The sequence below is a fragment of the Actinoplanes sp. NPDC051411 genome (genome assembly GCF_040682075.1).
Taxonomy (GTDB): domain Bacteria; phylum Actinomycetota; class Actinomycetes; order Mycobacteriales; family Micromonosporaceae; genus Actinoplanes.
This window is the reverse complement of the sequence record NZ_JBFBAD010000106.1, coordinates 22531-33812: the sequence shown is the minus strand read 5'-3', so window position 1 is coordinate 33812 and position 11282 is coordinate 22531. Positions and strand designations below refer to the sequence as shown.

Annotated in this window: 13 protein-coding genes, 1 tRNA gene and 2 pseudogenes; 3 read left to right on the top strand and 13 right to left on the bottom strand. The window is 69.0% G+C overall.

The window, feature by feature from the left end:
- From AB0M88_RS39905 to cmk, 9 genes and pseudogenes are all read right to left on the bottom strand, one after another.
- Window positions 1-125 (bottom strand): annotated as a pseudogene (locus tag AB0M88_RS39905) (acyl-CoA dehydrogenase); the annotation flags it as partial.
- 31 nt (window positions 126-156) lie between these two features.
- Window positions 157-651: pseudogene (locus AB0M88_RS39900) on the bottom strand (transposase family protein); the annotation flags it as partial.
- On the bottom strand, window positions 621-833 hold the full coding sequence (locus AB0M88_RS39895; RefSeq protein WP_364111043.1) for a hypothetical protein: 213 nt from the start codon (window positions 831-833) through the stop codon (window positions 621-623). The pseudogene AB0M88_RS39900 and the gene AB0M88_RS39895, both read right to left, overlap by 31 nt.
- Before the next feature lie 189 nt (window positions 834-1022).
- Window positions 1023-1154 (bottom strand): hypothetical protein, encoded by a 132-nt coding sequence (locus AB0M88_RS39890; RefSeq protein WP_364111042.1) that lies wholly within the window; start codon window positions 1152-1154, stop codon window positions 1023-1025.
- A gap of 286 nt (window positions 1155-1440) precedes the next feature.
- The gene (locus AB0M88_RS39885) at window positions 1441-2340 is read right to left on the bottom strand and encodes a hypothetical protein (protein ID WP_364111041.1); all 900 of its coding nucleotides are present in this window, start codon (window positions 2338-2340) and stop codon (window positions 1441-1443) included.
- A gap of 328 nt (window positions 2341-2668) precedes the next feature.
- On the bottom strand, window positions 2669-3613 hold the full coding sequence (locus tag AB0M88_RS39880) for a tyrosine-type recombinase/integrase (protein ID WP_364111040.1): 945 nt from the start codon (window positions 3611-3613) through the stop codon (window positions 2669-2671).
- Between the two features lie 442 nt (window positions 3614-4055).
- A tRNA-Pro gene (locus tag AB0M88_RS39875) sits at window positions 4056-4129 on the bottom strand.
- A 48-nt stretch (window positions 4130-4177) separates the two neighbouring features.
- Window positions 4178-5566: a ribosome biogenesis GTPase Der gene (gene der / locus AB0M88_RS39870; RefSeq protein ID WP_364111047.1), complete on the bottom strand. Its 1389-nt coding sequence runs from the start codon at window positions 5564-5566 to the stop codon at window positions 4178-4180.
- A 5-nt stretch (window positions 5567-5571) separates the two neighbouring features.
- The gene (cmk, locus tag AB0M88_RS39865) at window positions 5572-6252 is read right to left on the bottom strand and encodes a (d)CMP kinase (RefSeq protein WP_364111039.1); all 681 of its coding nucleotides are present in this window, start codon (window positions 6250-6252) and stop codon (window positions 5572-5574) included.
- Window positions 6253-6360: 108 nt separating this feature from the next.
- On the opposite strand from cmk, the gene AB0M88_RS39860 reads away from it, so the two are divergent.
- The gene (locus tag AB0M88_RS39860) at window positions 6361-7017 is read left to right on the top strand and encodes an enoyl-CoA hydratase-related protein (protein WP_364111038.1); all 657 of its coding nucleotides are present in this window, start codon (window positions 6361-6363) and stop codon (window positions 7015-7017) included.
- A gap of 466 nt (window positions 7018-7483) precedes the next feature.
- On the top strand, window positions 7484-7858 hold the full coding sequence (locus tag AB0M88_RS39855; RefSeq protein WP_364111037.1) for a hypothetical protein: 375 nt from the start codon (window positions 7484-7486) through the stop codon (window positions 7856-7858).
- Here AB0M88_RS39855 and AB0M88_RS39850 read toward each other — a convergent pair.
- Window positions 7851-8378 carry a TetR/AcrR family transcriptional regulator gene (locus tag AB0M88_RS39850; protein WP_364111036.1) on the bottom strand — a complete coding sequence of 176 codons (528 nt, stop codon included), beginning with the start codon at window positions 8376-8378 and terminating at the stop codon, window positions 7851-7853. The genes AB0M88_RS39855 and AB0M88_RS39850 overlap by 8 nt on opposite strands.
- A 63-nt stretch (window positions 8379-8441) precedes the next feature.
- On the opposite strand from AB0M88_RS39850, the gene AB0M88_RS39845 reads away from it, so the two are divergent.
- Window positions 8442-8921, top strand: a complete 480-nt coding sequence (locus AB0M88_RS39845; RefSeq protein WP_364111035.1) for a DUF1772 domain-containing protein — start codon at window positions 8442-8444, stop codon at window positions 8919-8921.
- A gap of 21 nt (window positions 8922-8942) precedes the next feature.
- Here the strand turns inward: AB0M88_RS39845 and AB0M88_RS39840 are convergent, their stop codons facing one another.
- The 3 genes from AB0M88_RS39840 to scpB are packed head-to-tail and all read right to left on the bottom strand — an operon-like array spanning window position 8943 to window position 11274.
- Complete coding sequence (locus AB0M88_RS39840; RefSeq protein ID WP_364111034.1) at window positions 8943-9611, bottom strand: phosphotransferase; 669 nt, start codon at window positions 9609-9611, stop codon at window positions 8943-8945.
- Window positions 9612-10349 (bottom strand): pseudouridine synthase, encoded by a 738-nt coding sequence (locus AB0M88_RS39835; protein ID WP_364111033.1) that lies wholly within the window; start codon window positions 10347-10349, stop codon window positions 9612-9614.
- Entirely contained in the window at window positions 10336-11274 is a 939-nt protein-coding gene (gene scpB / locus AB0M88_RS39830; protein ID WP_364111046.1) for an SMC-Scp complex subunit ScpB, read from the bottom strand. The genes AB0M88_RS39835 and scpB overlap by 14 nt, the downstream gene beginning before the upstream one ends.
- Window positions 11275-11282 lie beyond the last annotated feature (8 nt).

Below are 11282 nucleotides of genomic sequence, written 5' to 3'. Positions count from 1 at the left end.
GTGTGGTCGAGCGTCTTCATCGCGGTGGCGAACCCGGTGCCCTCGTCGCCGATCATGCGGTCGGCCGGGATGCGTACGTTGTCGAAGTAGACCTCCCGGGTCGGCGAACCCTTGATGCACAGTCGCATCACAATTCGGTTAAGCAGTGAGCCCTTTTCATCCTGCATAGCGGTGGGCTTCGAGGTGATGCAGGACAAGGATTGCCTGCACGATCGCGGTGGCTTGGCGAGGGCAGCAGCGCAGCTTGGCCAGGACCTTCCACGTTTTGAGTGTGGCGATTGCTCGCTCGCCGCGAGCGCGGATCTTCGCGTGGGAGCGGTTGACCGCCTTCTGCCGACGTGACAGTTTCGGTCGGAACCGTCGCCGTTTGAACGGAGTACGCACGCTGCCGCGAGCGCCTTGGTATTCCTTATCGGCGAAGGTCATCACCTCTGCATCGGTCAGCGCGTCGATGATGCCGTGGGCCCTGGCGGCTGTCAGGTCATGCGTCGAACCCGGCAACGCCGCCGAGGCCCAGACGAGACGGCCAACGGCATCCGCGATGACCTGCACGTTCACGCCATGGCGCTTGTGCTTTCCGGAGTAATAGGGCTTCTGGTCGGCGACCCGGTCGATCGGGATCAGCGTGCCGTCAAAGATGGCGTAGGCGAGCAGGCGTCATCCGCGTCATCCGCGTCCGGATCGGGGGACTCGTCGGCCAGATACTTCGCCAATTGGGCGGCGGCCAGAAGGTAGTTGTAGCGCGTCGTCTCCGGGTGATTCCCCGCCCGCAGGGCACGGTCCCAGTCGCGCAGGAAGCCGGCCCAGTCACCCTTCTCCAGGCCTTCGCACATCCGGTCGAGCTTCAGTAGGGCATCTCTCGTCACCGCCGAGTCAAGGGGTCTACAAGCGGCGTGCTCGACCCGGCTGACGTCGCCAGGCACGAAAGAGGGGCTCTCGCAACACTCTGACCTGCGGGAACGCCTTCGCTGTCGGGCTGACAGTTGTCCTCGGTGGGATGCCGTAGCGGTCGGCGAAGCGGGTCAGGCCTTCGGCCAGGAGCCGTCCGTAGTCTCGGCCCGGATCTGGGCGACGAAGCTCATATCGCGCTTTTCGAAGTCTTCACCCCCGAGGAAGGCGCCACCGAACACATCGGCCTCGACTATCTCCCCCACGTCAGCACCTTCATCGCCGACTGGGTGGCCGACACTTTCGCGGCCCTGGCGCGGTAAGCGGAACCGGGCCAGCACACGGTGCCGGCGTGCTGGACCGGCGTAGTGCGGCATCCTTCTGGCAGCCAGCGCCACGGGCGCCCTAGCGGCGCTGGCATCGCACAGGTCTCCAGCAACTTCCGTATCGCGCTAGCGAGGTACAGAAATCGGCGCGTTCTAGCGAGGGGAGATACAAGGCGGTGCGGATCGCCCTCCCTGCGCACTTCCGAGCCGGCGCACCAGAAGCTCCTCAGCTACCCGGCTGATGGATTGCGGCGCCCGGATCGGTGCTCTGCTCAAGGGCCGTCCACCACTCCTCCAGCTCATCGACCCGGCACTGGAGTGCGGCGTTCGCCGCCCGGGCCGTCGCCAGTTCCTCGGTCAGCGCACCGATCGGCCCGGAGGCGGTCAGGGCGTCGAGCCAGCCCGCGACCAGCCGATCCTCAGCGGCGACCCGGCGGAGCGCGGAGGCGACCACCTCCGGTGACAACTCAGTCACGAACTCTCTCGGGAGCGTGAGCAGGCGAGCGACCTCGCCGAGGCTCCGCGCGGCGCTCATCTGGCGCCGAAGGCGCTCGGGGGACGGCACCGTCGGTTCGGCCGGTGTCGCAGCCGCGATCGGCTTGGCGGGAGAAGGAGCGGGCTTCGACGCAGGCGCGGGCGTAGGTGCCGGCTCCGGTTCAGGCTCGGCCTCTGACGGGAGTTCGGGAAGGTCGTCCCCCACCCAGGCGTAGGCCAGAGTGTCGCCCTTCTGCCGTCGGACGACATTTGGCCACTTGGGTAGAACCGCCAGCGCGCGGGGCCCGTGCCGGGCCCAGGTCTCGTTCCGGAGACCGAGCTCGGCCAGACGCTCCCGGATCTCTCGCACCTTCAGCGGGACCGACGACTCGGCCAACAGGTGGAGAACCACCGCGAGGGGCTCTTGGGCGAAGACTGCGTGGAACAGCCGGGAGTCGGACAGAGCCAGGAAACGCAGCGAACCCCTCGTCGCGACGTGAACGCCGGCGCCCCGTGGGACAAGCTCTTCCTCATCGGTGTCATCCCACTTGACCTGATAGTTTGTCCCGTCATCCGCGAGGATCGATCCGGCTCGGGTACGGCGTACGCCGAACGAATCGGACACCCGGACAAGACCCTGATCTGCGCTCACGAATGCGACTGTAATGGTTATCGTCGCGGCCGGGGCGCCGGCCGGAGCCAGCCCATCCTGGCCAGGCTCATCGGCCATGTGCGCCCAGCGCCGGCTTGGCGGAACAACTCTGAGAGGAGATGGGCGCGCTTGCCGGCCGCCCGTACGGACAGATCGGTGAGCTTGTCACTCGGTTCGCGGTCGAGCGTGAACGTGTGCCCGTCCCGGGGGCTTCCTGGACGCGCTGCTGGCGCGGATGGGCATGGAGACCCGCCAGGCCGCCCAGCATCGACAGGCAGTACGAAACGTTCAGCGCTGGCCGCGTGGACTCAGCCAGCGGCCGGACCCGTTAGACGCGTTCGCCGATGCCGAGTCGCGCGTGGACTTGCTGGGCACGTTCCGCGGCCGCGCTGGCACCATAACGGCGTGGCATCTCTTCCGAGGACCACCCCATCAGCAGCATCAGGTCGCCAGTGTCACCGCCGGCCAGCTTCCATTCATGGGCGAAGCTGTGCCGCCACCGCTGCGCATGGACATGCTCGACCCCAGCCCTGTCCCCCAGTTCCCGCAGCCGGATCTTGATGCCGTTCGGCTTCAACGGCCGGGCACCCTTCGCGGCGATCCACAACTGGTCGATGCCAGTCAAGCCCGGACGCCGACTGCGGGCGCGCGCATACCGCCGCAGAGCACCCGCAGTCTTGGCTCCGAACCGCACCCGGCGCTGCTTGCCACCCTTACCTGTAAGGACGACCGAGTCGGTATCCAGATCGACGTCAGACACCAGGAGATTGCCGATCTCAGCCAGACGGCCCCCGGTGTTGTAGAACATCCTGACCAGCGCCTGGTCGCGCAGCTGCACGAAGCCGCGTCCCTCACAAACCTCGAGAATGCGTCGCGTTTCCTCATCGCTGAGGACCTCGACAAGCTTCTGCACCGCTGTCGGCTGCGGCACCCTGTCCATCGGCGACCGCTCAACTTCGCCCTCGATGACAAGCCAGCGGAAGAACTGCTGCAACGCCTTGTACTTGTTCAACCCGGTCCCCACCGAGCGCTCCTCGATCACCGCCGCTTGAAACGCCGTCACCTGTCTGCTGTCCACCAAACTCGGATCGCAAGCGCCGCCTACCTCCGGCATCCGCTCGCCCAGATACGCGGCCAGCTGCGAAGCAGCGAGCACATAGTTGTACCGAGTGGTCTCCGGATGATTCCCGGCGCGCAACGACCGGTCCCAGTCTCTCAGCAACACCGCCCAGGCCTGACTCTGAACACCAGCCAGGAGACTCTCGATCTTCAATGCCAGCTCCCCAGTCAAGGAGTCGCTGCCCGGCAGCACAGCCGCCCGAGTCAAGGGGTCGCGCAGCGGCGTGCTCGCGTCCCGCAGCCAAAAACTCCGGTCCGCGACCCCGGCTCACGAGTAAAGGGTGATGCCGCCTAGTCAACGGCCACAAGAGGCAACACCCGAACGGCCTACACGGCCCGCTGACCTGCAGCGATACACAGCGGAGCCTCGAAGACCCATTCGATCATCAACGGCGAAGGCAGCCAAGTAAAGGAGTCCGCGAAAATGACCTCCCGACCCATAAGGTCGGCCTTGAGCTGCGAAAACATCTTCCGGAATGCGCTTCGATCCGCTCGCGCGGATGCCGAGTAAAGGGCTCCATGCACCCTTAGAATCGATCAGCGTAAATAAAAAGAACGCCTCCGCAGGCTTCTGACCTGCGAAGACGTTCCAGAAGTCGGGCTGACAGGATTTGAACCTGCGACCCCTTGACCCCCAGTCAAGTGCGCTACCAAGCTGCGCTACAGCCCGCCACCACAGCCAACACTCAACCGCGGCAACCTCAACAGCCTACCAACCCTACCCGTGCGCCTTCCCGCGACCCCCCGGCCCCGTCTTCTTGCGCGGCTTCACCGAAACCTCGATCGGTGACCCCTCGAAGCCGAACTCTTCCCGCAACTTTCGTTCCACGAACCTCTGATATCCGGCATCCAGCGGCCCGGTAGTGAACAGCACGAACCGCGGCGGTGCCACTCCCGCCTGCGTCGCGAACAGCACCCGTGGTGCCCTCCCGCCCCGGACCGGGTGGGGCGTCGCCGCTGTCAGCGCGGTCAGCCACTGGTTGAGCGCCCCCGTCGGGATCCGCTGTTCCCATGAGGCGAGGGCCTTCCGGAGGGCCGGCGCCAGCTTGTCCATCGCTCGCCCGGTCTTGGCCGAGATGTTGACGCGCACCGCCCACGGGATGCGCTTCAACTCGCGGTCGATTTCCTTGTCGAGGTAGAAGCGGCGGTCGGCGTCGACCAGGTCCCACTTGTTGAAGGCGATGACCAGCGCCCGGCCTGATTCGACGACCTGCGAGAGGACTCGCTGGTCCTGTTCCGAGATCGGTTCCGAGGAGTCCAGCAGGACCACGGCGACCTCGGCCGCCTCCACCGCGCCGGCCGTACGCAAGGACGCGTAGTACTCGGTGCCGGAGGCCTGGTGGACTCGCTTGCGTAGCCCGGCGGTGTCGACGAACTGCCAGATTTCGCCGTCGAGGGAGACCAGGCTGTCGACCGGGTCGACGGTGGTGCCGGCGACCGAGTCGACGACTGCTCGTTCTTCTTTGGAGACCTGGTTGAGCAGGGACGACTTGCCCACATTGGGGCGGCCGACCAGCGCCACCCGGCGGGGGCCGCGCGGGCCGTCCTCGACGATCGGGGGTGGGGTGGGCAGTGCGGAGAGGATGTCGTCGAGCAGGTCGCCGGAGCCGCGGCCGTGGAGGGCCGAGATCGGGTGGGGTTCGCCCAGGCCCAGCGACCACAGAGAGACGGCCTCGAGTTCGAGGTTCTGGTTGTCGGCCTTGTTGGCGACCAGGATGACCGGCTTGTGACTGCGGCGCAGCATGCGGACCGCGGCCTCGTCGACGTCGGTCGCGCCCACGGTCACGTCGACCACGAAGACGACCACGTCGGCGGTCTGGACGGCGATTTCGGCCTGGGCCGCGATCGCCGCCGCCCGGTCCTTGGCGTCGGGTTCCCAGCCGCCGGTGTCGACGACCGTGAAGCGCCGGCCGTTCCACTGCGCGTCGTAGGGCACGCGGTCGCGGGTGACACCGGGGACGTCTTCGACGACCGCCTGGCGGCGGCCGATGATGCGGTTGACCAGGGTTGACTTGCCCACGTTGGGCCGGCCGACGACGGCGACGACCGGGGCCGGCCCGTCGGCCGCCTCGGGTGAAGGCGTGGGGAAAGAGCTAACAGAGACCATCGAGCTCACGAACTCACCTTGCTGTTCAATAGCCTCAGGACGTACGCGACGACCTCGTCGATGCCCATGCCGGTCGTGTCGACCTCGACGGCGTCGGAGGCCTGGCGCAGCGGGTCGGCGGCGCGCGACGAGTCGAGGGTGTCGCGACGGGCCAGGTCGGCTTCGGTGGCGGCGACGTCGGAGGCGTTCTCGGCGCTGCGGCGCTGGGCGCGGGCGGCCGAGGAAGCGGTCAGATAGATCTTCAGGTCGGCGTCGGGGGCGACCACGGAGGCGATGTCGCGGCCCTCGACGACGATGCGGGGGTGCCCGGCGATGATGGCTTGCTGCAGGGCAACGAGGTGCTTGCGTACGGAAGGAACTGCCGCGACGGCCGAAACGGCCGCAGTGACCTCGGGTCCCCGGATGGGTGCGTCGACGTTGACCCCGTTGGCCGCGAAGTGCGGCGCGGCCGGGTCGGTGCCGATCGACAGCTCGGTCTCCAGTGCGATCTTCGCGATCGAGTCGGGGTCGGTCAGGTCGGCGCCGGCCTGCAGGACGGCCCAGGTCACCGCGCGGTACATGGCGCCGGTGTCGAGGTAGACGCCGTCGACCGCGGCGGCCAGGCGCCGGGAAACGGTGGATTTGCCGGAACCGGACGGGCCATCGACGGCCACCACGCACTTCTCCGGGCGTACGTCTTCAGCCACCGTTCCTCCTCAATTGGCCGACCAACCCTCCCATTGTGCCCGCCGGGCCCGCCATCGACGAACCCGGGTGACTTGGGTTAAGTTACCGAAGAGTAGGAAGGAGCAGCCATGCCCACCCTTGATCGGCACGACGACGTCTACCTCCTCGATCTCGGCACCGACGAGAACCGCTTGCACCCTGACTGGCTGGCCGAGGTCGGCGCGCTGCTCGACGAGGTCGGCAAGAGCGACGAGCCGCGCGCGCTGGTCACCAAGGCGACCGGCAAGTTCTGGTCCAACGGCCTCGACCTGGAGTGGCTCTCCGCTCACTCCGATGAATACGCGGCGTATTTGACGAGCGTGCACGCTCTGCTCGCCCGCTACCTTTCGCTGCCGATCGTCACGGTGGCCGCTATCCAGGGACACGCGTTCGCGGCCGGCGCCATGCTCACCCTCTGCCACGATCTGCGGGTCATGCGGGCCGACCGCGGCTTCTGGTGCCTGCCCGAGGCCGACATCGGCATCCCGTTCACGGCCGGCATGTCGGCTTTGATCCAGGCGCGGCTGACGCCGCAGACCGCCCACGAGGCGATGGTCACGGCCCGCCGATTCGGCGGTCAGGAGGCGTACGCGCGGCAGATCGTCGACCACGCAGTGAGCGAAGCCGAGGTGCTCGACACCGCCGTCGCCCTGGCCCACGCCAATGCCGGCAAGGCCGGTCCCACCCTGGAAACCATCAAAGGCCGCCTGTACGCCCCGGTCCTGGCCGCCCTCCGCGGGGCGTAACCTGCGCCGGTGCTGACCGACATTCCCTGGGCTTCGCTGGACGACGCGTTCGGAAAGGCGCACGACCTTCCGGAGCACTTGCGGAACGCCGGTTCCGCGGAGGCCGATGTCGTGATCGAGGCGCACGAAGAACTTGAACAGCGCCTGTTCTACGTCGGTGCCGTCTTCCCGGCCACGGCCGCCGCGGTGCCGTTCCTCGCGACGCTGGCCCGCGACGCCCCGCACGGCCGGGCCGCACTGTTGTGGCTGCTCGGCGCCGTCGCCGACCCGGCACAAGCCGACGGCGACGCTCGGCCGGCGATCCGCGAGGCGCTGAAGCGGGCCACCGCGGACGGCCCGCCCGGGATTCGTCTGGCGGCCGCGTTCGCGCTGATGCGGACCGGGCAGCCGCTGCCGGACGGCGTCGTACGGGCTCGCCGCCCGCGTTGTCGCCTCGCTCGACGGGCCGGCTGCCGCCCTCCCCGCAGTGCGCGAGGTCTTGGCCGACGGAGGAACCCCGGCCCGGGCCGCCGCCGAACTGGCCGACGCCGACCTGACCTCGCTGCTCAAGGAGAAGCTGGTCGACGGGGGTTGCCGGCTGGCGGCCGTTCGCGCGCTGGCCCGGCTCGGCGTTCCGGTGGCCGACATGAATGGACCCCTGCCGGCCGAATTCGACCGCGGCGGTGGCCACCCCGCACTCGCCGCGGTCCGTCAGCGGCGCGCGGTCGGCACCCTTCCCGCTCTCGAGGAGATGGCCGCCTCCGACCACCGCCTGCCCACCCTCAGCACGCACGATGGCCGGGTGGGGGACGACGAGCGCCTGATCGAGGACATCCGCGCCACCATCGCCGCCCTCAGCTAGCGAACAAGCCCACCAACAGATCGACCCGCTCCTGGTGGGCCGCCGGCCGCAGCCGCCCGTGCCGGCTCAGTTCGGCTTGGCCGTGCAGCGCCGCCCAGAACGTCTCGGCCCGGGTCTCGTCACCGCCGACCGCGCCGACGATCCCGCCGAACGCCGCCCGCAACTCCGCCGGGGTGTCCGCAGTGGCGAACGCCAGGTCGGTGGGCAGGCTGAACATCGCCTCGTAGAGGGCCGGATTGTCGTGGGCGAAGCCGAGATAGGCGGTCGCCACCGCGCGGACGTCGCCCTGGAGGACGGCTCCGATCCGTACGAATCCGTCGAGCGCGACCGCGCGCACGATGCCCTCCCGTCCGTCCGGGAAGTGGCCGTAGAGGACGGGCTGACTGAATCCGATCGAGTCGGCGAGCCGGCGCACGGTCACCGCGCTCCAGCCCTCGGCGTCGGCGATGTCGCGGGCGGCGGCGACGATGCGTTCCTTGCGGCCGGCGCGGGCGAGCTGCGCTTTGGTCGGGGGCTTCACAATCCGATCCTAGCAGTGCTAGATTTCTAGCGCTGCTAGATCCCGTACCCGAAGGAGCCCGCCGTGTCCCTCCTGACCGTGACCCTCGCCATCATTGCCGTGCTCTGCACGGCTGTGATCTTCGGAACCGATGTGCTCGGCGCCCTGGTGATGCGTCCGACCTATGCCGAGATCGACGATCGGAGCATGGTTCAGGTCGTCGGGCGCTCGCACCGGTTCGGCAATCAGCGCATGCCGATCGCGGGCATCGGCAGCGTCGTCGCCTCGGCCGCAACCACCGTCGTCGCCCTGATCGCGGGCCTCTCCGGAGCCGGCATCGCGGCCGCCGCCGGACTGGTGCTGCTGCTGGTGTGGCTGGTCCTGTTCAACCGGATCTCACTGCCGATCAACAAGACTTTCATCGCAGCCGTCGACGACGGCGTCGTCCCGGCCGACGCCCGAGCCCTGCAGACCCGGTGGGACTCGATCATCACGCTCCGCGCGTCGCTGCAGGGCTTGGCACTGCTCGCCTTCTGCGTGGCGATCGCGCTGGCCGCCGCCTGATCCCGGCTTCGCCCGATCCGCTCAGAGCGCCGTCGCCCACCGCTCGACCCGCGCGATCATCTCGTCGTCGGCCCCATAGGCGGCAAGCAACCGCTCCCCGGCCGTCGAGGGCAGCCACCGGCACACCGAGGCGAGGTCGACCGCCGGGTCTCCCCCGCACAACTCCCCGAACCCGACGACCCCGGCCGGCATCCCCCCGTCCTGCGCCACCGTCGACGGCCCCAGATCCCCGTGAATCCACCGCGGCACTTTCGGGCCGCCGGCGACCCGAAATCCGGGCGCTTCGATGTGCGCCTCGACGTGCAGCGCCTTCAGGAACGCCGCCATCACGTCCATCGACTTGTCGTCGGCGGGCAGCGGCAGGCCGGTCTCTCCCGGCACCCACCGGACCACGGCCCAGTGCCGTCCGAACAGCACTGACGGGGCCCCGATCCGCACCGGCTCCGGAACCGCCAGCGGCAGCCCGGGCGCCAGCAACGGCAGCCAGCGGTCCTGCCGGCACAGCCGGTCAGCCGCGTCCCGCGTGCGGGGCAGCCGCACCGCGAACTCGTCGCCGAGCCGCCACAGCCGGCTGCCGCCCCCGGTGGTCAACTCCCGCAACGCCAGGCCGGCCAGGTCGGGATGCTGCAAGCGCAGAAGAGCCCGCACCCGGTCCTCGCCGAGCCGTTCGGTGCGGGCGGCCGCGATCACCTAGTCGCCGACCGCCTTGAACAGGGCGGCGACCTCCGCGTTGGACAGATGCCGGAACCCGCCGGTGCGCAGGTTGCCGAGCCGGATCGGGCCGATCGAGGTGCGGATCAGCCGGGTGACCGGGTGACCGACCGCGTCGAGCATCCGGCGCACGATGTGCTTGCGGCCCTCGTGCAGCGTGATCTCGATCTGGGCGGTTTTGCCGACGGCGTCGACCAGGCGGAACGTGTCGACCTTGGCCGGCCCGTCCTCCAGCTCGACGCCGGCGAGCAACTGCCGCCCGACGTTGCGGGGCAGCGGCCCGTTGATGACCTCGGCCAGGTAGGTCTTGGGCACGCCGTAGGACGGGTGGGTCAGCTTGTTGGTCAGCTCACCGTCGTTGGTGAGCAGCAGCAGCCCCTCACTGTCGGCGTCGAGCCGGCCGACGTGGTGCAGCCGCATCGGGAACTGGGCGAGGAAGTCGGCGAGCTCGGTGCGCCCCTTCTCGTCGTCGAGCGACGCCACGACGCCGCGCGGCTTGTTGAGGGCGATGTAGGCGAGCTTGGTGTCGGTCACCACACGGGCGCCGTCGACGCGGATCTCGTCGGTGGCGGGGTCGGCCTTGTCGCCCAGCTTGGCGACCTTGCCGTTGACGGTCACGCGCCGCCGGAAGATCAGGTCTTCGCAGGCGCGGCGCGATCCAACACCGGCGGCCGCCAGCACTTTCTGGAGGCGTTCGGCGGTGTCAGCCTGTGGCATCGAGCACTTCTTCCACGTCGTCGGGCAGGAATGGGGCAAGCGGCGGCAACTGCTCGACCGAGTTGAGGCCGAGCTTCTCGAGGAACAGCGCAGTCGTGCGATACAGGTGTGCCCCGGTTTCGCCTTCGGTGCCGCACTCCTCGATGAGGCCGCGCGTAGCAAGCGTACGCATGACCCCGTCACAGTTCACACCGCGGATAGCCGAGATCCGAGACCGCGTCACCGGCTGTTTGTAAGCAACCACCGCGAGCGTCTCCAGCGCGGCCTGTGTCAGCCGCACCGACTGCCCGTCAAGCACGAACCGCTCCACGTACGCCGCATATTCGGGCCGCGTGTAAAACCGCCACCCCCCGGCTGCCCGCCGCAGGTCAAACCCGTGCCCGGCCGCCGTATAGCGCGCCGACAAATCCTCCAACGCCGCCGCGATCCGCTCGGTCGGCTGCTCCAGAATCTGCGCCAGCTGCATCTCCGCCACCGGCTCATCAACCACCAGCATGATCGCCTCGAGCGCCGCCGCCAGCTCGGACTCATCCTCCAACGCCGGCATCTCACCGGCCAGGGCCTCTGCCGCGCCATCGCTCTGCGCGTCATCAGCTTCCGGGGTACGGGACACGCCGCCCCCAGAAGCATCAACCCCGCCCCGCCGGCGGCGCCCCTGCGAGGGAACCCCCAGACCGTCGGCGGCCGCCGGCCGCGCGGTGGGCTGAGCCAGGGACGGCTCGTCCTCACCCAGCGCAGCCCCGAAATCGGCCGCCCCAGCAACATAGGCCGCGGCTTCATCCTCAACCCCCGACCCCAGCCCAGCCGAGCCCCGCTCGTCGCCCGAACCGTCATCACCCAGCCCAGCCGAGCCCCGCTCGTCGCCCGAACCGTCATCACCCAGCCCAGCCGAGCCCCGCTCGTCGCCCGAACCGTCATCACCCAGCCCAGCCC